Consider the following 20011-nt stretch of genomic DNA (forward strand, 5'->3'; position numbering starts at 1 on the left):
AAGCATTTTACAAACCGTCGCGCGGTATTTTATAATGATAAAGAAAGGAGCATCTATCATGTCACATATTTATCAAAATGAGAGCTTTCAACGCATCCTAACAATTACCGAAAACCTTATCCAGGAAAAGGGCTGCCATAAAACAACGTTAAAAGATATTATTGAAAGCAGCGGGATGTCAAAAGGAGCAATCTATCATTACGTAAAAAGTAAAAATGAACTGCTTGGTCATGTGTTAAAAGCCCAGCTTGAAGCCGTTAACCAACAATTCCAGCAAAAAGTGCAACAACAAACATCACAAGAGCTTGGCGCCCCGCTTGAAGCTTCTGTTGACAGCTTTATCCTTGATAAAGACAGTGTTTCAAATAAGATTTTTATTTACTTATTAGGTTATCGAGATGATCCAAAGATTGCTCAGCTTCTTCAAGAATTACATGACACATTTTTAAATCAATCGATTGAATGGATTCAAACAGGAATTGATTATGGTGTTATCCCAAGCAACTTAGACGCAAAAGCGGTTTCTGAAAAATTTCTCACGCTCGGATATGGCTTACGCATCTACTCCTCAGCAAGTGGGGAACAACCACCTTTTTCAAAGGAAGATATCTATCAATTTATGTTTCAAATGCTGAAAAAATGACGAAAAAACCTCACCACAACGATGGTGAGGGATTATTATTTAATCTTCTCGTTTTGATTGAATTTGTGTTGGTTGATTGTTTTTATTCATCATTTCGAGGGCAGTGCCCAGATTACCGAGCATACCGTTCGATTCGTAAGGAACAAACACTTTATTATCGCCTTTCGCCATTTCAACTAGTGCTTCAATATGTTTAAGTGTCAGTACTCTCTCGTCTACTTCTGCTTCTTTTAATGCTTGCAGTACATATTTCAGTCGCTTCGCTTCTGCTTGAGCACGCATTTCAATTGCAGCAGCTTCCCCTTCAGCTGTGCGAATATGATATTCTTTTTCTGCTTCACCTTTAAGAATGCTGGACTCTTTTTCCGCTTCAGCATTCAAAATTGCTGAACGCTTCCGTCCTTCTGCTTCTGTAATAGAAGCTTCCTTTGCTCCTTGTGAACGTAAAATCTGCTCACGACGCTCGCGCTCTGCTTTCATTTGCTTTTCCATCGCCTCTCGAATATCATCCGGAGGAGTCATATCTTTTATTTCAACACGCTCAACTTTTACGCCCCACTCATCGGTTGATTCGTCAAGTGACACACTTAAATGTTTGTTAATTTCTTCCTTATTAGATAGAGCTTCTTCCATTTCCATTCTCGCAATCTGATTACGCAAAGTCGTTTGGATTAAATACGTCATTGCTTTTAAATAATCATTTACTTTGTATGTGGCCCGATGAGCATCTGTGACGTGAAAATAAACGACAGCATCAATCGTCATCGTGACGTTATCCTTTGTAATGACACTTTGCTTATCTGTATCAAGCGTTTGGGTTCGCATATCGATTTTATTAACAATCCGCTCTGTGAACTTAATCCAATTTAACCCTGCTGTTATTAAACGATCAAATTTCCCTAGCTTTTCAATCACATACACATGTGTAGACGGCACAATACGTAACATATAAGTCTCCTTTCTCCTGCTTGCTTTATCCTTTTCTTACTATTATTTACGGTTTAATAGATAAAAAAGTTTCAAAGGTTTCGTTAATTATTTGGTAAGTGAAAATTCATAACAGCAACAAAAAAACCGCCGTTCACTCAAATCGTTGTTCTGATTAAAGTGAGCGACGCAACTGACAAACAGCTGATTTTGCTTCTGCTGCAAAAGAGAAAGGTTCATCTATTTGAAGCAAACGGCGCAGCACAGCTACCGCTTCCTGTGGAAGCTTTAACTCTTCTTCCCACGGCTTTTCTTTTTTTGTCGTTGGCTTATAAGAAGAATACAGTAAAAACAAGGTTGTATGACCTAGAGCATATAAATCACTTTGCGGAACCCGCTTCCTCATATAATACTTTTCAAGTGGAATATGTTTCGACAATTCGCCTTCTTCATCTGTTTCATTTAGTTCACTCGCTAAACCAAAATCAATCACTTTTAGTCCTCGTTCGGTTACTATGATATTCGGAAGCCGCAAATCCCGATGAACAATCTGATGTTCATGTATCTGCTCGACGACGGTTAATAATTCTGAAAGCACGGCAAAAGCTTCCGCATTACTGTATTTCTTACCTTCTTCAAAGACAAGTGTTTCGAAGGTCTTTCCAACGATATAGTCCTCAGCAAGAAAAAAGTGGCCACTCTCGACAAAAGATGCTCTTACAATAGGAAAGTATGGTAAAGCTTCTAATCGCGTTAAATATTTCATTTCATCATCAAACGGGTTAGCCTGTCCTTTTTTATAACGGCTCGGTCTTGCCTGCTTTACGACACAGGTGTCTTGTTTCATCAGGTCATTTGCTTCATAAACAAGACCGTAGCCCCCTTTTCCGATAAGTCGTACGAGTTCAAACCGACCGCCAAGCAAAGTACCTGCTGGCAGCTGTCGGTCAAATAGAATCCGTTTGATTGTTTTCAAACCTATCATTCTAAGGGCACCTTAGCTGCTGTAAAAACTTGAAAAGAAGCTGCTTTTTCCTTTGCGCTTATAATGGTGGTGACCATATTTATTAGGATGGGATTTTCTTGGCCGGCGACGGAAATCACTGCTTGAATACGAACGATAGTGACGTTTATGAGATGAACCGAGTAGCTTTTTAATGATCTTTTCAATCATGAGCTCCACTCCTTAAATCGTGTATTTTATTTTTATTTACGAATCTTCTTATAAAAAGGTTTCAAAAAAGAAAACCGCCAAATGATTGACGGCTATGCTTTACTATATGATTCGTTTCAAAAATTATTTTCTAATCGTGAATCGTTTTATAATAATAATAAGACGCAAATGTGATAAGGAGTGTTCCACCGATAATGACCCCTAAGGATGTAGGGTAAATATAGCTTTGTGGAATGAATACCATTCCAATAAGCACGATACCGATGAACATAAATACCTTACCAGCAAACCGATGCGTTCGATACCATACTTTTTCATTAGCCAATGTCCAAGGTGTTTTAACCCCAACAAAATAATTATGTTTTACCTTTGGCATATAGTTTCCTAAAATTAAGAAAAGAATGCCCGTTCCAATCGGAAAAACGGTATTTAAATGAAGATTATAGCCAAGAGCATACATAAGTACAATAACGTGAATCGCTGCTAAAAACCAAATAATCACAGAAACGATGAGGACATATGAGCCTTGAAAACGTGTATAGTTTTCTTTCCGAGGGTCAACTTTCGGCAGGAAAACCATTAACACAAATAATCCAAGTGTTGTTAAAGGGACTAAGAATGGTCCCAACGGTTTCCCCATATAATTGTCTGGCTCTCCATTTGCAGAAAAATGGATTGGAATTTGTTCAGGCAAGCTTCCATACACGACAATTGAAACAAGGAAGGAAACAACAACTGGAATGAATGCTGGTAAATACTTTTTCATCATGACCACCTCACTCTTTTCTCTCCGCAAAATTCATAAACCATGTCATCATATCTTGCACAACCGTAGTATTTAACGAGTAAAGTACATGCTGCCCTTGCTTTTCACTTGATACTAGGTCAGCTTGTTTTAACACATTCAAATGATGAGAAATACTTGGTTTTTTCATGTCAAAATGCTCGGCAATTTCTCCAGCTGTTAACTCTGAGCTTTTCAATAGCTGAATGATTTTTCGTCTTGTCGGGTCAGAAAGTGCCTTAAATGCATCATTCATTGGCATAGACCTCAACTCCATTTGTAATTAGATATTTAGATAAGTTTCTAAATATCTAATTAAAGTATACACCTCTTCCTAAATTTTGTATAGCCTTTTTTAAGAAGAAGGTGCTTTAATAAATTGGACGATTTCATTTGCTGTTTCTTCTGCCCGCTCCTCTGGCACAAGATGACCTGTTTCGGTAAAAATTTTTAAAGCGGCATTTGATAAGTCACTCAACAAACGTTTTCCTGTTTTAAGCGGAATGATTCGATCTTCATTCCCCCAAATAAGCAGCACAGGGTGCGGGATTTCTGCCAACTGTTCTGTTGTTAAATCATCTTCACGATGACGCAGAAACCTTGTCAACGCTTCAAACATCCCTTTTTGATAAAATGGCTGCTCGTATCCGTTAATCATTTCATGGTCGATGCTCCCATGATGATAGACAACATTCCGTAAGTTATGGTGTACACCTTGCTTTTCAAGCTTTCGGCGGAGAAACAAATGAAAGAATGGGATAAATGTTGCGGCAGACACCTTTTTTGGAAACCGTTGCATATAAGCAGAGCATGAAATTAACACAAGCTTATCGACTTTGTTTGGGGCGAGCTTTGCCATTTTCAAAGCAACTTGACCGCCCATAGAATGACCAATAACGGTAACTGACTTTAATTTCATTGCTTCTAACATGGAAAGAATAGCGTTTGCAATATTATCAGTTCGATATACAAACTTACGGGACTTTTCACTAAAACCAAACGGCGGCCAATCAATTGCTAAAATAGAAAATTGTTCTTCTAATAAAGGAATGAGCTTTCGAAAACTAAATAATGAACTTAAAAACCCATGCAACAGCACGAGCACGGGTTTGGAATTATCAGGATGTTGTAAATAATGATAATGAATATTAATATTTTCACAGCTGAAAAATTCACCGTGTTTTAAAAAATTAGTCATACTTCCACCTCTTGCCTCATTCTATCTTTAATATAACGCAAGAAATGGATTTTTACACGAGATAAACATTGAGGATAGTATGGAGGGATTAAATCATCACAGTCTTTTCTTGCCATTTTTTTAATTGAAAGGCACCTCTTCCGCTTTGGAGCTGTTCCTCTGCATAAGCAATTCCGGCTTCAATTGACGGCTCAAGACCAAGCAAATAATAGCGGACACCAGCGTTCCAGATTACTTGTGCACGCCCGTACTCGATATCTGTACTATTCTCACTTTGGAGTATTCTTTGAATCCAGTCGATCTGTTGCTGTAGTGTGATTTTCTTACTGAACGACTCTTCTGACTGTTCTAACCCATAATCTTTCGGGCTCACAATAAAAGAATTAGAGACTCCATTACTTACTTGAAAAATAAAGCTATTACGGTGCACAGGTAAATCTTCAGAGCCTTCAATACCTTGGACGATAAACGCTTTAGAAAAAGAGAGCTGTGAAAGCATCGGTAATATTTTATTAATCGCTGTCCGATGGAACGCACCAAACATGATCGTTTTTGCGCCTGAGATATTTAACAGCTTTTCAATGGTGTTAAAAAAAGTACGGACACCGATTTCTTCCCGAACTTGCCGGATCTGAGCAAGCGGTTTACAGTATTGATCAGTCCATGCATAAGCGAGCCGCTTCTCTTGTAAGCTTTGGCTTAATTCTTCATTTGTACCTTCGGTGGTAATACCTAAGCCGCTTAACACTTCTTTAAGAGATGTACCGTACTTAGGTGGTAGTGATTTGCTGCTATGAAGAAAGGCTGGTACGCCTCGTTCTGCTAGCAAAATACTTACAGGGATCGTCGCAAAAAATGAATGTCGACCGTTGTATGGGCTCGCAAAATCGACTACCTGTTGTTTTAATGCATCGGTTAAGTTGAGTTTTTCCGTGTAGCTTGAAAACACTTCTGCAAAGGCCCGTAGTTCTTCAGGTGTCTCTTCTTTCATCCGGTTCGCAGTAAGAAATGATCCAAGCTGGGCATCCGTTGCATTTCCTTTGGCAATGGTTTGTATCGCTTCTACCGCTTCTTCATAATTTAAATCCTTTGAGCCTCTTCGTCCCCTTGCAATTTCTTTAATCCATTGTTTCATCATTTAACACCCTCTTGTATCGTTTCTTTAATTCGATCGATTAAGACATCCTCTATAAATGGATGACCTCCCAATGTATCGCATAACGGGATCTCCTTTACTGTTCCTTGCAGCTGACGAATTAAGGTGCCTGAAAATAGCAAGTAAGGCATCACGACCTTGTAAGCTTCACTTCTAGCACGTAGTTGCTGCAGCCCTTCTTCAACAGTTGGTCTTGCAGCTGTGATAAAACAAACATCCACACTCTCATATCCAAACCTTTGTTGCAGCAGGGAACCAATTGATTTTATATCAGCCGTTTGGCTCTCATCACTGCTTCCTCTCCCGATGAGAAGAACTGCTGTATCTTGTGGCTTTCTTTTTATGAGCTCTTGAATGCGTTCATGAATGAGTGCAATCATTTTCTCATGCACACCGATTGGTTTACCGTAAGAAATAGTAAGATGGGGATACTTTTGATGGGCAAGTCTCACTGCTTGCGGAATATCAACTTTTGCATGTGCTGCTTCTAACAGTAATAATGGAACAACAGCAACTTTTGTTGCACCGCGCTTAACACAGCTCGTGATTCCTGCTTCTATAAGCGGTTCTCGCAATTCTAAGAAACAAACTTCTTGAATTGGAACATCAACCTTATTTATGACTCGCTCAATTAGCTCAATCGCTTGTTGATTGCTTTTTTCAACTCGACTGCCGTGAGCGACATAAAGAATAGCTTGCATGTAACCCCCTCCTTACTTAAAATGCTTCCTTGGCTAATGGTATGTTTTGTTTTTCAAACCATTGCAATTCACTTCGCAGCTTTACAACGTCACCAATAATCACCATCGAAGGGTTTTTCAATTGTTCTTTCTTTGTGATTTCAGCAATTGTCTCCAACGTGCCTGTCACTGTTTTTTGTTGTGCGGTTGTGCCCCAATGAATCACGGCTGCCGGTGTTTCTCTATCACGTCCATATGTGATTAATTGTTTGCAGATCTGTGCAAGCTTTGAAACACCCATATAAATCGCAATTGTTTCAATATTTGAAGCAAGCGCCCGCCATTCCTTTTCTGTCTGCTCGTCACAACGGTGGCCAGTTATCATTGCAAATGAACCACTTATATTGCGATGTGTAACAGGAATTCCTGCATAAGCTGCGGCGGCCGTGCTCGCTGTTATTCCTGGGACAACTTCAAAATCAATTTTATTTTTCACAAGTGCCAGCGCTTCTTCTCCACCGCGACCAAAGACAAAGGGGTCCCCGCCTTTTAAACGTACAACCACTTTTCCACTTCGTGCGTATTTAACTAAGAATGAATTAATCGTTTCTTGTTTCATCGTATGATAGTTTGGCAGCTTTCCACAATAAATTAAGTCAGCACCTTGTTTTGTATACGCTAGTAATTCTTTATTCACTAACCGGTCATAGAGGACAACATCTGCTTGTTGAAGATATTTCAACCCTTTTACTGTCAGTAATTCCGGGTCTCCTGGTCCAGCGCCAACTAAATAAACCTTCCCCATCTCTCACACTCCCTTATAGTAGTAGAAGGCAGGTGGAAGACCTGCCTCTTATTCTTGCTTGCCTAATACAAACGCATTGCCATTTCGTATTTTTTTCAATTCGTAGAGGACAATATCATTAATAACTGGCAGTTTTAAAAAATGTTTCTCAATTTCTATTTCTGCCACCTCAAACGCTGTTTCTTCATCAGGAGCTGCCGCAATGATATCAAGCTCACCTTCTGACGTATTTGCTTGTAAACGATACAGATTCATGATTATTCCACCTACTTCTTCTAATAACGATTACCTAAGCAAGGATTGCATCTAGGTCTGATTGCAGAACATCGATTCCAACACGATGCACATAATCATAGAAATGCTCGCCCTCTTGCTTACTTTCTTTAAACTTCTCAATAAATTTCACCGTTACATCCGGGAGATGCTCGCCGTCGATTTTCCCTTTGAGCTTTTTGTTGTATTCACCGCCATTTAGAAGTGTTCCGCCAACATACAGCTCAAATGCTTCAATCATCCCTTTTTCTTTTGATTTCATCTTCACGCCTTGAAAGCCGATATCCGCAATCTGGCGTTGACCACAAGAGTTCGGACAGCCGACCATATGAAGACGAACTGGCACATCAAGCTCGACTTTTGTATCTAAGTATTCCGCAAGACGGCGCATTCTTTCTTTCGTTTCTGTAAGAGCAAGATTGCAATATTCGGTTCCTGTGCATGATACAGAATAAGCCATAATCTTATTTGGTTCCGTTGTAATCCGCTCAAATACTTTTTCAGCTAGCAAGTCATCTACATGCTCATCCGATACATTTGAAATAATTAAATTTTGCGAATTACACGTCCGAACTTCTCCGTTCCCATATTTTTCAGCGATACGGGCAATCTCAAACACTTCATCAGCATCAAGACGGCCAACTGGAACGTTAAAGCCGATATAATTAAGCCCTGGCTGTCTTTGTTTGGACGTGCCGTAGAAATAACCACCATTCCAGCCGTGCGTTTCTTCGGTTCCTTGCTCTGGTAATCCTTTTACATATTCTCTTAATTTTTCAGTGAACGTTTCTGGACCCCAATCGGCCACAAGAAATTTCAAGCGGGCACGATGACGTTTGTCTCTGTAACCGTAGTCACGGAAAATTGTTGCAACTGCAATTGCTACCTCTTTGACTCGTTCTGGTTCAAGAAAGACATTTAACGTTTGGGCTAAATATGGCTTAGAAGATAATCCTCCGCCCACTTTTACATGGAAACCGATTTTTTCCTCACCATCAATGACTTTCTTAGCAGGTACAAATGCAACACAATTGATTTCAGCATTTGCAGCATTGTACGTATTTGTATTAATTGACATCTTGAACTTACGCGGTAAGTTCGAAAATTCCGGGTTATTTTGGAAGTATTGATAAATATCTTCAACAATTTCACGTGTATCATATAATTCATCCGGGTCGATGCCAGCTAACGGGTTGCCGGTAATATTTCTCGTAATATCCCCGCAAGCTCCCACTGAAGACAGCCCAACTGCTTCAAGGCGTCTAAAGATTTCGGGGATTTCTTCAATTTCCAACCAATGAAATTGAATGGCCTGTCTTGTTGTAATATCAAACACATTTCGTCCAAAGTCCTTACTAATTCCAGCAAGTGTCTTCAGCTGTTCATTGTTTAAAATACCCGACGGCACATTGACACGCATCATAAAATAACCGTCTTCTTTCGGTTTTTGTAAGTAAAGGCCTGCCCATTTAAAGAAATCCCATTGATCCTTTGGAATGGAGGAAAAGCCTTTTTCGGCGTACCCAGGAATATCATTTAAGATTTCTAATCCATCTTTTTCAAGCTTTGCCTTTTCATTTTTGTTTAACTTTTCATTATTTGCCCAAATTTTTTCGTAAGCCAACGTTTTCGCTCCTTTCGACTACAACCATCCTCGTTTTTGTAAGTTTTCAAGAATGAGTGCGACAGACTCATCAATTGTGTTGTGCTCTGTATCGACAATAATTTCCGGGTTTACTGGCTCCTCATAAGGAGAACTGATTCCAGTGAATTCTGGAATTTCACCACTTCTGGCTTTCTTATAGAGCCCTTTCGGATCACGTTCTTCACATTGCTCAAGTCCGCATTTTACGAAAACTTCTACAAATTCATCCTCTTCTAATAGCTCACGTACTTGTTGACGCTCCGCTTGATACGGTGAAATAAACGCCGTGAGAACAAAAACACCGCTGTCAACAAACAATTTAGCTGTTTCTCCGATTCTACGGATATTTTCTTTACGGTCCTTTTCGCTAAATCCTAAATCAGAGTTTAAGCCGTGACGTACATTATCCCCGTCTAAAATATACGAGTTGATGTGTTCCTCAAATAATTTCTGCTCTAAAGCATTAGCAAGTGTAGACTTTCCTGAGCCTGATAAACCTGTAAACCAAAGCACTGCGCTATGATGATTTTTCTGTTTACGCCGGTCAGTTTTTGTAAGCTTCGTTTCATGCCAAACAATATTTTTCGTCATCTTTCCACCCCCTTTTAAACAGTTTGTTTCATGCTTTCAACAAGCACTTCAACTACTTCAGGTCTGCTGAAATATTTTGACGGACGTTCGCCATTTCGAAGCATTTCACGGACCTTTGTTCCTGATAGAATAACGTGATGCTCCGCGTCATGTGGGCATGTTTTTGCTGATGCCATGTTTTCACATTTTGTGCAATAGAAGCTATGTTCGAAAAACAGCGGTGTAATACCGAGCTCTTCAGCTTTAAAATTGCTGAATATTTTTTGTGCATCATATGTGCCATAATAATCACCTACACCTGCATGGTCACGTCCAACGATAAAGTGTGTGCAACCGAAATTTTTTCGAACGAGGGCATGAAAGATTGCTTCTCTCGGTCCAGCATAGCGCATGGCTGCTGAAAAAACCGATAAGAATACACGGTTTTCAGGGTAATAGTGTTTAAGAATGGTTTCATAGCAATCCATACGCACTTCACTCGGAATATCATCTTTCTTTGTTTCCCCGACAAGCGGATTTAAGAACAAGCCATCTACAATCTCAAGAGCAGACTTTTGAATGTATTCATGCGCTCGGTGCACAGGGTTACGTGTTTGAAAACCAACAACAGTTTCCCAGCCTTTCTGTGCAAAGTTTTCTCTCGTTTCGGCTGGTGTTAAATAGTAATCGCTAAATTTTGAACGCACAACCTTTTTTACTTGAGTGACATCTCCTGCGACATAAACATCCCCTCGATCATAGACTTTCTTTACACCTGGATGCTTTTCATCTGTCGTTTGGTAGACATTTTTCGCTTCGGTTTCTTTATTTGGGCGAAATAGCTCAGAGATTTCAATAAAACCATACGTTTCTTGCTTGTAAACAAGTTTCGCTAATACGCCAGGTTTCAGTTCGGATGCTATTTCTTCTGTAACAGGCAGCGTAATTGGAAGACTCCATGGCAGCCCATTAGAGAGGCGCATTTGTTCCACGACTGTTTGATAATCTTCTTGACCAAGGAACCCTGTTAACGGACTATACGCGCCATTTGCAATTAACTCTAAGTCTGATAGAGCTGTTTCATCAAGCTGAATCTCTGCTTCAATAGCTGTTACATCTGTTTGTGTATCAACACGATTGATTAACTTTCCTCCGTGTGGAATGCTTGTTGTCATCCTTAAAACTCCTTTTCTCATAAAAATAGTCAGTTTAAAGCACTAAATTCCTCCACCATGTTCATGAATTGATTGCTTTTCTTTTTTGATAGAGACAATTAAGCTCATTGTACCAATTGTTGCAATCATAACACTTAGTAAAATGAAAAGCGTATAGACATCCTGCTGAAATAACCCTATCATCAGCGCATACGCCAATACTAAAGAAAAAACAGGTGACACAATCCAAACCTTAATAATTCGACTAATAATGCTTTTTTGCCATATTTTCATTCCTGTTTTTGCGCAATCCACGCCGACAATGGAGGTTGTCGTCACTTGTGTAAGCGGGATAGGAATACCAAATAGTGACGCGGATACAACGAGAATTCCTGAAGTACCTGAAATAACAATCCCTTCAGTAAGTGACATTTTTGTAATGTTGTTCGCATTTGTTTCAACTACTTTTCCTCCAAATAGAAACGCACCGAGTGCAACACAAATTCCGCCACTCACAACAGCATTGTCAACGGAAAGCAGCCCTGCGCCAACAAGCGGACCAACAGCATTGGCGACATTGTTCATCCCTGCTGAAAAGCTTTCCAAGAACCCTGTCCCAATGAGTAAGATAATAAACAAGCGTTTCTTTTTGTCGCTATGCTGCTTTTTCTTCATACGCATAAACAACTTTCGAACTGTAAATGAAAGCAAAAAACCAACTACTGGAACAACAATCCAAAAAGCCATAATTATAAACAAGGTTTCTAAATTTAAAGATTGTAAGCTTATCCCCACTCCAACTACTGCCCCGACTGCCACTTCACTTGTTGAAAGCGGGATGCCTAGCAAGTTGGCAATAAATAAGGAAAGCGCAGCTGATGCCAAAATAACAATTACAATTTCTACAGTCAGAACTTTTTCAGAAACAATCCCTTTTCCAACTGTTTCGACTACTTCTCCTCCACCGAGTATAGCGCCTAAACAAATTCCAAGAGAACATACTGCCAATGCGATTCTTTTTGAAGAGATTGCCCCTGTCCCATGTGCAACAGAAATCGCTGCTGCGGCCCCACTTGCTCCAATATTCAATGCAAAAAAATAGGCAACTACAAATGCGATGATGACAAATGTCATACTTCATCTATCCTTTAGGTTGATTCAGATGCAAACCACATTCTGTCTTACTGCTATTGCTCCATCGTCCGCTCCGCATATCTTCTCCCTCATGTACTTTGTGCGTACAAGGAGCGCAGCCAATACTCGGATATTGTTGGTCGTGAAGCGGGTTATATGGTAAGTCATGCTTCTTAATGAAAGCCCAAACCTCTTCCCATGTCCAGTGAATGAGCGGGCAAATCTTAATTGATTCAAATCGTTCGTCCTTGTTAACAAACTGAACATGCTGACGTGTTTCTGACTGCTCACGCCGTAAACCCGAAATCCAAGCACTATATTTTGCTAGCTCTGTTTCTAACGGTTTTATCTTTCGGTAATAGCAGCATTGATTTGGCTTCCTTTCCCAAAGCTTATCTCCAAATTTCTCTGCCTGCTTTGCAACAGTAAGTTCTGGCTGAACAAGGTGGATTTGCAGCTCAGGAAAGCGAGCTTTCACTGCATCAATTGTGTCATACGTTTGTTGAAAATGAAGACCTGTATCCAAAAAGCTGACATGTGCTGTCGGATTTACTTCAGCAATTAATTTTAACAATACAATTGCTTCTGCTCCAAAGCTGCACGCATATACAATGTCTTGTCCGTAGTGCTCATACGCCCACTGTAAAACGGTATAAGCACCTTTAAATCCATCTTCTTGATTAAATGAAATCGATGGTGCTTGCCATGTATGGTATTGAAGATTCACTCCCCTACTCACTCCTCCCTTTCCAATTATTTCTTTCATGTTGAGTATTCCAATCAGAATTAACTGGTTGCGTATGAGCATAAAATAAATTAGCTAAAATTGCAATAGCTTTTTATAACTTTCATTTTTTTCAAAATTATCTTACAAGTTTGAAGAAGGTATCTCTAAAATTCAGAAAACCGTAACCTGCATCCGTATATAATATAGAAGAAACTAGAAAAACCTCTTTCCGTACGGGAAGAGGTTTTCACTGAAGACGATGAATATATTGCTTTAAACGTGTGTGGAAATCTTGAATACTGAATGGTTTACTAAGATAATCATCTGCACCTAGTCGTAATGCTTTTGCAATACATTCTTTGTTTTGGTCATCAATCAGCATAACGATTGTATACTGTTCAAGTAGATTTTCTTTGCTCATCATTCTTAATGCTTCATATCCATCAAAATGAGGCATATCTGCATCTATAATAAGAAGATGGGGGTGATAATCTTCTTTTATCTGAGATAGAAATTGCTTTGCACACTTGAAGGTATGGACGTGTAAATCAACATACTCGTCGGCAAAATGTTTTTTCACATAGCTTTTTAAGATCGAAGAAACGAGATCATCATTTTCTACAATCGTCATATGTACTTTCGGCCTATTGGAGCTTAAGTTATTGTGCTCGTTTTTCACTACTACTTGGTTCCGGCCATTCCTTTTGCCTTCATAAAGGGCATCATCCGCTAATGATAACCAGTAACGCCAAGGCTTCACGGGGTTTGTTACTTCAACAAGGCCGGCAGAAAAAGTGACATGAAAGCGCTCTCTTTCAAAAGTGAATATTTCTTTTGAAAATGTTTCAAGCAGACGATTTACAACTACTTCAGCCTGAGAAAGAGTCGTTTTCGGAAGCATCATAATAAACTCTTCTCCTCCATAACGGACGAGCACATCGCCATGCCGACAGTTTTCACTTATAAACTTTGTAAACTCTTTTAATACGACATCGCCAGTTACATGGCCATATGTATCATTGATCTTCTTGAAATGATCTAAATCAAGCAACGCAAATGAAAAAGGCGTCGTATATCGTTCGAGCTCCTGAATGCTTCTCTCAAATGCTTCCACTAAATATTTGCGATTATAAATGCCTGTCATTTCATCAATTAAGAGCATATGTTTCACTTGCTCGCGGCGTTTTAACTTCTGTTCAACCCGTAATAGAAATTCTTCAAGATGAAATGGCTTTATGATAAAGTCATCTGCCCCAAATTTAAAGCACATTTTTCTAAATCCTTCTTCGTCACTTGAACTCATTACGATTGTTGGGATAAATGCTTCGGTTATTTTCTTCTGGATAAGATGGAACATTGATTTATTTGCTCCAAGTGCCATATTTATATCCGTTATAAAGCAATCAGGCTCCATCTTATAGAAAGCTTCAAGTGCTTTATGTGGATTGACAGTCGCGATTACCATCCATCCTTGCTTTTCCATTTCTGATTTCAAATAGGCAAGTAATGTTACATCTTCATCAACGAGAACAATTAGAGGCTCTTCCCCCGTTCTCAAGTGAGCAATCGGCTCCGTATGTTCCTCAGAAATATTTGTACAGGCTTCTAGAGGAGATAGCAATAGAGAAGCTGTTTTAGATGATAAGCTCGTCGTTTTTATCTTTTCTAGTTTCACGAGTAAGTCTTTAGCACATTGAGAAATACCTATTAGTCCAACAATCCTTCCTGTTAACTTCACAGATGATAAAAAGTGATTGATAGCTGTAATTGAAATCATTTGGTCTGTCGTTTGTTGCCATGACTGTAACTGTCTTTCAATATTTATGATTAACTTCTTTTGATGACTATACATCTGTGTTCCCCCTACGTTTAAGTACAACAACCATTATGCTTGTTTTTAAACCATCATTCCAACCATGTTAATAGTCCTGTATTAATACCCTTTATTACAAAATAACAAACACGTTATCAAAACTTTTTTATCAACAGAAATAAAAAAGACCCGCTTTTTAACGCAGGTCTTTCTCACTAACTATTTAATGTTCATATATCATCTTTCTAGTCATTCCGCCATCAACAATAATATTTTCACCATTTACAAAATCATTTTTTGGGTCAGTAAGATAGCAGCATGCACGCCAAATGTCTGATGGTTTGCCGACCCTTTTGCTAGGGTGCTGTTCATGGTCGATATCACGTAAGCTTTCATAATCTCCGGTTTCAATCCAGCCTGGACTAATTGCATTTACACGGATGTCATATTCACTTAAGGATAACGCCATGGCATGGGTTAATGCAGTGATGCCACCTTTTGATGCAGCATATGCTTCTGAATCAGGTTCTGACATAAGGGCTCTGGTAGAGGCAATATTCACAATGGAGCCGCCTTTTTGCTCTTTCATTACCTTCGCTGCTTCCCTTGCACAAATAAAGTACCCACGCAAATTAACGGAAAGTATGTCGTCCCACTCTTCGGTTTTCATTTCAAACATATTTTGAAAGCGAGAAACACCTGCATTGTTAATGAGTATGTCAATTCCACCACATACTTCCTTCGTTTGTTCCATTAAGTGAATAATATCCTGCTCTGATCGAACATCCGTCTGAATAAAGATCGCGCGATTGATGTCTATTATTTTGTTAAGCTCTGCTTCTGCTAGTGAACCTTTGTCTCGATCGCAATCCGCAATGACTACATGTGCACCTTCTTGTACATAACCTTTTGCCACACCGAACCCAATTCCGCTTGCTCCACCTGTAACGATAACCGTTTTACTTTTAAACAAGCAAAGTCCTCCTTTATAATGTGGTGTATAGTTCTTTCCAACATTGAAAAAGATGATTAAAAAACTCGAAAAGGGAGCCATCATTCATGATTCACACGTTTGCGGTAACAACAGATGATGAAGTGCTTGAAAATATCCCACTTGAAGAATTAGAAAGTGAACATGTGAAATGGTATTGGGTTGACTTTGCAGAGCCAAATGAAGATGAAACCACCTACCTAGCAACCTTTTTTGACTTTCATCCATTGGCAATTGAAGATTGTTACCACGTTCTGCAACGTCCTAAGCTTGATTACTATCAAAAAGCTACTTTCTTTGTAACCCATGCCGTTGATCAAAAAACGTATGAACCTAGTGAGATTGATTTTTTCTTAAGTGAGCGTTTCATCGTCTCTTACCACCAAGAACCACGAAAGGAAATTAATAAAATTCGCCGTCGACTGACAGTTTCAAAAGATGTCCGGCAAAAAGGACCACTTCATATCCTTTATTTGATGATGGATACGATGGTCGATGAATACTTTCCGATCCTCTATAAAATTGAAGACCATTTAGATGAAATTGAAAATAACACTAGGTCACAATCTGTTCAGAAGCTCATGGAGCAACTCTTTGACTTACGAGGTGACCTGTTAACACTCCGACGTTCCATTATGCCGATGCGTGACTTAGTATACCGAATGCTTCACTCTCACCACTTAGATCAGATGAGACCGTTTCAAGAATACTTCGGTGATATCTACGACCACCTCTTACGGCTGATGGAAAAGGTCGAATCAGACAGAGAGATGACCGCAGATATTAGAGATAACTACTTATCCATGAACTCTCATCGGATGAACCGCATTATGATGGTGCTAACAGTTATTACAGTTATCTTTATGCCGCTTACGTTTATCGCTGGACTTTATGGGATGAACTTTGTCTATATGCCAGAGCTTCAATACCATTACGGCTACTTTATCGTCCTCGGTGTAATGGGAATAATTACCGCTGTTTTATTTCTATGGTTCAAGCATAAAGGCTGGTTTAGTGATTCCATGTGATTAACCTTTAAAGAGCTTACGAATAATTTTCAAACCATTTTTACTGGATGGGTAGCGAAAGGCAAAATCAAATGCAGTCGTTTGGGTCAGTACACTTTTTCGGTGTGAAAATGTTTCAAAACTGTATTTACCATGATAGCTACCCATCCCGCTTTCTCCAACACCGCCAAATGGCAAATATGGTGTTGCAATGTGGAAGATCGTATCATTCATTGCCCCGCCACCAAACGAGAGCTTTTCGACAATTTTATCTTGTTGTTTCTTTGATTCTGTAAATAAATAGAGCGCGAGTGGCTTCTCCCTGCTTCGAACTCCTTCAATGACGTCTTCAATTTTTTCAAATGGAAATACCGGAAGAATCGGTCCAAATATTTCATCTTTCATCACAGGTGCATCGAGAGCAGTATGTTCAAGAATCGTCGGAGCAATTGCAAGACTTTCCATCTCGTACGTTCCACCATACGAAATCGTCCCGTCATTTAAATAACCGACAAGACGCTTGAAATGTTTTTCATTTACGATATGGCCGTATTTCTCACTTTTGAGCGGATTTTCTCCATAAAATTCAACAATATACTTTTTAATAGAGGCAAGTAACTTGTCTTTTACCTTCTCATGAACATATAAATAATCCGGTGCAATACAAGTTTGACCCGCATTTAAAAATTTCCCCCAAGCAATTCGTTTAGCTGCTAAATCGATTTTTGCATCTTTGTCAACGATAACAGGACTTTTGCCGCCAAGCTCTAATGTTACAGGTGTTAAATTCTTTGCACATGCTTCCATCACAATTTTTCCGACTGCTACACTACCTGTAAAAAAGACATAATCCAGCTTTTCAGATAGTAAGGCCTGACTTGTAGATACACCGCCTTCAATTACGGCTACGAAATCCTCTGAATAGGTTTCACGCAGCAGCGACGCAATAACGGTTGATACATGAGGGGTTAATTCAGATGGTTTGACAATCGCACAATTCCCTGCAGCAATAGCACCAATTAACGGAGCGATTGCTAGCTGAAATGGATAGTTCCACGGCGCAATAATACCAACCACACCATATGGTTCAAAGTGAATTTCACTTTTGGAACCAAAGTGTGTAAGCGGTGTTTTCACTTTTTCAGGCTTTACCCAATCTTTTAAATGGTCTTCAATAAATTTTATTTCTTCATATAAAATCCCAATCTCTGTCGTATAGGCTTCCATTTCTGATTTATGCAAATCCATCCATAGAGCATCAATAATCTTTTTTTCAAATTTTTTAATGTTTTTGCGAAGCTTTTTTAATTGTTTTATTCTCCAAGCAGCGCTGTTTGTATGCCCTTCATAAAAATAAGTGCGCTGCTTGTCAATAAGCGTTTTTACGACCATCCGTACTCCCCTTCCTCTTCCTTTCATCTCAATGAACAATTCCCGAAATGAAGATTACTTAAAACAACTCAATGATCGAGAAAAGGCAGAGATTGCCCCTGCCTTTTCTAACTAGGATGTACGCTTAAAATGAATTTTTTATAACGACATCTTCTAATGGGAAACGTCCTGTTCCATGTGCTTGTTGTGCTGCCTTACCAATTGGAAGAAGCATGACAGGAACATAGCGTTCTGGTACATTAAATGCTTCTACAAACTTCTTACGGTCAAAACCACCCATTGGAACAGTATCATACCCTTTTGCTTTTGCGGCTAGCATTAATTGAGACGCAGCTAGTGACGCATTTAAGAACGCCTCATCACGGGCGAATTGTTTATTTTCATAAGCACCTTGAATTTGCTTTACAAGCGTTGCTTTAACGCCTTCATCCATAAAGCCTTTCTCAACTGCTTCACGATAAACCTCATCTGCCACTTTGTCTGCCTCTAAATCACCTAAAATTGCAATTGTCGCTGAACTGTCTACAATTTGTTGTTGATTGTAAGCGATTGGTAGTAATGTTTCCTTTTGTTTCTCATCATCAATAATAAGAAAACGCCAATGCTGGAGATTCCAAGAGGAAGGTGCTTCAATTGTCGCCTCAAGAATTTCATTGAAGGTTTCTTCTGGAATCACATGACCTTTTTCATATTTTCTGACAGAATGTCGTTCCTTCATAGCTTTGATTGCATCCATTGTTGTCACTCCTTCTGCAAATTGTACTATTTTTTTGCCCATCTTCCATTAAAACGAGAATGAAGAAAGAATGCAACTAATGTGCTTTTACGAAACACATTCCATTGTTTGCTCGATGCAACATACTTGAACAAGACTCAGAAAGCTACCTTATGCAAATATTGTTTCTATAGACCCACTCAACTTTTATTTGCTAAAATATTTTTACCATTTGTAAAGAGGGTAATCAATGAAACAAAAATTAACTGCTGAAACTGGAGCTTATATAAGCATTTTTGCTTACCTTGTGTTATCTGCTGTCAAGCTTTTTATCGCTATTTCTGCTTCCTCTGATGCGTTAAAAGCAGATGGCTTGAACAACGTCACAGATATTCTCGCCTCTGTGGCGGTCTTAATTGGCATTAAAATTTCAAAGAAGCCACGTGATGATGACCATCCATACGGCCATTCTCGGGCTGAAAACATCTCTTCGTTACTTGCATCATTTATTATGTTTTCTATCGGGATTGAGGTGTTAATTGATGCCTTTCAAAGTCTCTTTCATGAGCGCCAACATGCACCAAACCTACTAGCAGCCTGGACGGCACTCGGCTCAGCAGCTGCAATGTATGGGGTGTATGCCTTTAACCTCCGCTTAGCGAATAATGTGAAAAGCAGTGCCTTAAAGGCGGCTGCTAAGGATAATTTGTCCGATGCTCTCGTTAGTATCGGAACAGCTGTTGGTATTCTTGCTTCTCAATTCCAGATGGCGTGGATTGATCCACTAGCTGCATTTGTTGTCGGTCTCGTTATTTTAAAAACAGCCATTGAGATTTTCAGAGAAACAACACATATGCTGACAGATGGATTTGATGAAAAGAAAATGAAAGAGTATGAACAGACGATAAGCGAAATAGACGGAGTTATGAAGGTTGAAGATGTAAAAGCAAGAATGCAGGGAAATGATGTGATTCTTGATGCAACGATTAAAGTGGATCCAAGTTTGAATGTGATTGAAAGCCATGAAATTGCAGATGATATTGAACAAACGTTGAAAGAGGAACATCATATCGAACATTCACATATTCATATCGAACCTGATGAATGCCGATCATAATAACCCCCTCCCACAAAACACAATGTTTAAGGGAGGGGTTTTTCGTTTAATATTATTTACAAACGTGAAAGCCTATGTGGGAAGCAGTTTTTACTTGTATAGTTTT

22 protein-coding genes are annotated in these 20011 nt (G+C 39.2%); 3 read left to right on the forward strand and 19 right to left on the reverse strand.

What is annotated here, in order from left to right; all coding sequences use genetic code 11:
- The first annotated feature begins 58 nt into the window (after positions 1-58).
- Positions 59-643 carry a TetR/AcrR family transcriptional regulator gene (locus LC040_07945; GenBank protein WLR52812.1) on the forward strand — a complete coding sequence of 195 codons (585 nt, stop codon included), beginning with the start codon at positions 59-61 and terminating at the stop codon, positions 641-643.
- 39 nt (positions 644-682) lie between these two features.
- On the opposite strand, the gene LC040_07950 is transcribed toward LC040_07945, so the two are convergent.
- The 17 genes from LC040_07950 to LC040_08030 all read right to left on the reverse strand — a co-directional run bounded on the left by LC040_07950 (position 683) and on the right by LC040_08030 (position 15656).
- Positions 683-1591 carry an SPFH domain-containing protein gene (locus tag LC040_07950; protein WLR52813.1) on the reverse strand — a complete coding sequence of 303 codons (909 nt, stop codon included), beginning with the start codon at positions 1589-1591 and terminating at the stop codon, positions 683-685.
- A 154-nt stretch (positions 1592-1745) separates the two neighbouring features.
- Positions 1746-2555 (reverse strand): protein kinase, encoded by an 810-nt coding sequence (locus LC040_07955; GenBank protein ID WLR52814.1) that lies wholly within the window; start codon positions 2553-2555, stop codon positions 1746-1748.
- Between the two features lie 12 nt (positions 2556-2567).
- Complete coding sequence (locus LC040_07960; GenBank protein ID WLR52815.1) at positions 2568-2744, reverse strand: hypothetical protein; 177 nt, start codon at positions 2742-2744, stop codon at positions 2568-2570.
- A gap of 130 nt (positions 2745-2874) precedes the next feature.
- On the reverse strand, positions 2875-3513 hold the full coding sequence (locus tag LC040_07965) for an SdpI family protein (GenBank protein WLR52816.1): 639 nt from the start codon (positions 3511-3513) through the stop codon (positions 2875-2877).
- Between the two features lie 7 nt (positions 3514-3520).
- Positions 3521-3790, reverse strand: coding sequence for an autorepressor SdpR family transcription factor (locus LC040_07970; protein WLR52817.1), 270 nt, complete (start codon positions 3788-3790; stop codon positions 3521-3523).
- A gap of 93 nt (positions 3791-3883) precedes the next feature.
- Positions 3884-4726 carry an alpha/beta hydrolase gene (locus LC040_07975; protein WLR52818.1) on the reverse strand — a complete coding sequence of 281 codons (843 nt, stop codon included), beginning with the start codon at positions 4724-4726 and terminating at the stop codon, positions 3884-3886.
- A gap of 88 nt (positions 4727-4814) precedes the next feature.
- Positions 4815-5864, reverse strand: coding sequence for an anthranilate phosphoribosyltransferase (locus tag LC040_07980; GenBank protein WLR52819.1), 1050 nt, complete (start codon positions 5862-5864; stop codon positions 4815-4817).
- On the reverse strand, positions 5861-6583 hold the full coding sequence (locus LC040_07985; GenBank protein ID WLR52820.1) for a sirohydrochlorin chelatase: 723 nt from the start codon (positions 6581-6583) through the stop codon (positions 5861-5863). The genes LC040_07980 and LC040_07985 overlap by 4 nt, the downstream gene beginning before the upstream one ends.
- 16 nt (positions 6584-6599) lie before the next feature.
- Positions 6600-7367 carry a uroporphyrinogen-III C-methyltransferase gene (cobA, locus tag LC040_07990; GenBank protein WLR52821.1) on the reverse strand — a complete coding sequence of 256 codons (768 nt, stop codon included), beginning with the start codon at positions 7365-7367 and terminating at the stop codon, positions 6600-6602.
- 48 nt (positions 7368-7415) lie between these two features.
- Positions 7416-7622 carry a DUF3906 family protein gene (locus tag LC040_07995; protein ID WLR52822.1) on the reverse strand — a complete coding sequence of 69 codons (207 nt, stop codon included), beginning with the start codon at positions 7620-7622 and terminating at the stop codon, positions 7416-7418.
- A 34-nt stretch (positions 7623-7656) separates the two neighbouring features.
- Positions 7657-9264: a nitrite/sulfite reductase gene (locus LC040_08000; protein WLR52823.1), complete on the reverse strand. Its 1608-nt coding sequence runs from the start codon at positions 9262-9264 to the stop codon at positions 7657-7659.
- An 18-nt stretch (positions 9265-9282) separates the two neighbouring features.
- On the reverse strand, positions 9283-9876 hold the full coding sequence (cysC, locus tag LC040_08005; protein WLR52824.1) for an adenylyl-sulfate kinase: 594 nt from the start codon (positions 9874-9876) through the stop codon (positions 9283-9285).
- Positions 9877-9890: 14 nt separating this feature from the next.
- Positions 9891-11030 (reverse strand): sulfate adenylyltransferase, encoded by a 1140-nt coding sequence (gene sat / locus LC040_08010; protein WLR52825.1) that lies wholly within the window; start codon positions 11028-11030, stop codon positions 9891-9893.
- A 42-nt stretch (positions 11031-11072) separates the two neighbouring features.
- Positions 11073-12143, reverse strand: a complete 1071-nt coding sequence (locus LC040_08015) for an inorganic phosphate transporter (protein WLR52826.1) — start codon at positions 12141-12143, stop codon at positions 11073-11075.
- Positions 12144-12150: 7 nt separating this feature from the next.
- Positions 12151-12870: a phosphoadenylyl-sulfate reductase gene (locus LC040_08020; GenBank protein ID WLR52827.1), complete on the reverse strand. Its 720-nt coding sequence runs from the start codon at positions 12868-12870 to the stop codon at positions 12151-12153.
- 247 nt (positions 12871-13117) lie between these two features.
- A complete protein-coding gene (locus LC040_08025; GenBank protein ID WLR52828.1) occupies positions 13118-14722 on the reverse strand; it encodes a diguanylate cyclase in 1605 nt (534 codons plus the stop codon).
- A 184-nt stretch (positions 14723-14906) separates the two neighbouring features.
- Positions 14907-15656 (reverse strand): glucose 1-dehydrogenase, encoded by a 750-nt coding sequence (locus LC040_08030; protein ID WLR52829.1) that lies wholly within the window; start codon positions 15654-15656, stop codon positions 14907-14909.
- 86 nt (positions 15657-15742) lie between these two features.
- On the opposite strand from LC040_08030, the gene corA reads away from it, so the two are divergent.
- The gene (gene corA, locus LC040_08035; protein ID WLR52830.1) at positions 15743-16702 is read left to right on the forward strand and encodes a magnesium/cobalt transporter CorA; all 960 of its coding nucleotides are present in this window, start codon (positions 15743-15745) and stop codon (positions 16700-16702) included.
- On the opposite strand, the gene LC040_08040 is transcribed toward corA, so the two are convergent.
- Positions 16703-18073, reverse strand: a complete 1371-nt coding sequence (locus tag LC040_08040; GenBank protein WLR52831.1) for an aldehyde dehydrogenase — start codon at positions 18071-18073, stop codon at positions 16703-16705.
- 124 nt (positions 18074-18197) lie between these two features.
- Positions 18198-18809, reverse strand: coding sequence for a nitroreductase family protein (locus LC040_08045; protein WLR52832.1), 612 nt, complete (start codon positions 18807-18809; stop codon positions 18198-18200).
- Positions 18810-19038: 229 nt separating this feature from the next.
- On the opposite strand from LC040_08045, the gene LC040_08050 reads away from it, so the two are divergent.
- A complete protein-coding gene (locus LC040_08050) occupies positions 19039-19905 on the forward strand; it encodes a cation diffusion facilitator family transporter (protein WLR52833.1) in 867 nt (288 codons plus the stop codon).
- Positions 19906-20011 lie beyond the last annotated feature (106 nt).

Source organism: Bacillus tianshenii, assembly GCA_020524525.2.
Taxonomy (GTDB): domain Bacteria; phylum Bacillota; class Bacilli; order Bacillales; family Bacillaceae_N; genus Bacillus_AV.

Excerpts from the sequence above, each read along its gene's own strand:
- LC040_07945 (WLR52812.1), top strand. The coding sequence starts at position 59 with ATGTCACATATTTATCAAAATGAGAGCTTTCAACGCATCCTAACAATT.
- LC040_07950 (WLR52813.1), bottom strand. The coding sequence starts at position 1,591 with ATGTTACGTATTGTGCCGTCTACACATGTGTATGTGATTGAAAAGCTA.
- LC040_07955 (WLR52814.1), bottom strand. The coding sequence starts at position 2,555 with ATGATAGGTTTGAAAACAATCAAACGGATTCTATTTGACCGACAGCTG.
- LC040_07960 (WLR52815.1), bottom strand. The coding sequence starts at position 2,744 with ATGATTGAAAAGATCATTAAAAAGCTACTCGGTTCATCTCATAAACGT.
- LC040_07965 (WLR52816.1), bottom strand. The coding sequence starts at position 3,513 with ATGATGAAAAAGTATTTACCAGCATTCATTCCAGTTGTTGTTTCCTTC.
- LC040_07970 (WLR52817.1), bottom strand. The coding sequence starts at position 3,790 with ATGCCAATGAATGATGCATTTAAGGCACTTTCTGACCCGACAAGACGA.
- LC040_07975 (WLR52818.1), bottom strand. The coding sequence starts at position 4,726 with ATGACTAATTTTTTAAAACACGGTGAATTTTTCAGCTGTGAAAATATT.
- LC040_07980 (WLR52819.1), bottom strand. The coding sequence starts at position 5,864 with ATGATGAAACAATGGATTAAAGAAATTGCAAGGGGACGAAGAGGCTCA.
- LC040_07985 (WLR52820.1), bottom strand. The coding sequence starts at position 6,583 with ATGCAAGCTATTCTTTATGTCGCTCACGGCAGTCGAGTTGAAAAAAGC.
- cobA (WLR52821.1), bottom strand. The coding sequence starts at position 7,367 with ATGGGGAAGGTTTATTTAGTTGGCGCTGGACCAGGAGACCCGGAATTA.
- LC040_07995 (WLR52822.1), bottom strand. The coding sequence starts at position 7,622 with ATGAATCTGTATCGTTTACAAGCAAATACGTCAGAAGGTGAGCTTGAT.
- cysC (WLR52824.1), bottom strand. The coding sequence starts at position 9,876 with ATGACGAAAAATATTGTTTGGCATGAAACGAAGCTTACAAAAACTGAC.
- sat (WLR52825.1), bottom strand. The coding sequence starts at position 11,030 with ATGACAACAAGCATTCCACACGGAGGAAAGTTAATCAATCGTGTTGAT.
- LC040_08015 (WLR52826.1), bottom strand. The coding sequence starts at position 12,143 with ATGACATTTGTCATCATCGCATTTGTAGTTGCCTATTTTTTTGCATTG.
- LC040_08025 (WLR52828.1), bottom strand. The coding sequence starts at position 14,722 with ATGTATAGTCATCAAAAGAAGTTAATCATAAATATTGAAAGACAGTTA.
- corA (WLR52830.1), top strand. The coding sequence starts at position 15,743 with ATGATTCACACGTTTGCGGTAACAACAGATGATGAAGTGCTTGAAAAT.
- LC040_08040 (WLR52831.1), bottom strand. The coding sequence starts at position 18,073 with ATGGTCGTAAAAACGCTTATTGACAAGCAGCGCACTTATTTTTATGAA.
- LC040_08045 (WLR52832.1), bottom strand. The coding sequence starts at position 18,809 with ATGGATGCAATCAAAGCTATGAAGGAACGACATTCTGTCAGAAAATAT.
- LC040_08050 (WLR52833.1), top strand. The coding sequence starts at position 19,039 with ATGAAACAAAAATTAACTGCTGAAACTGGAGCTTATATAAGCATTTTT.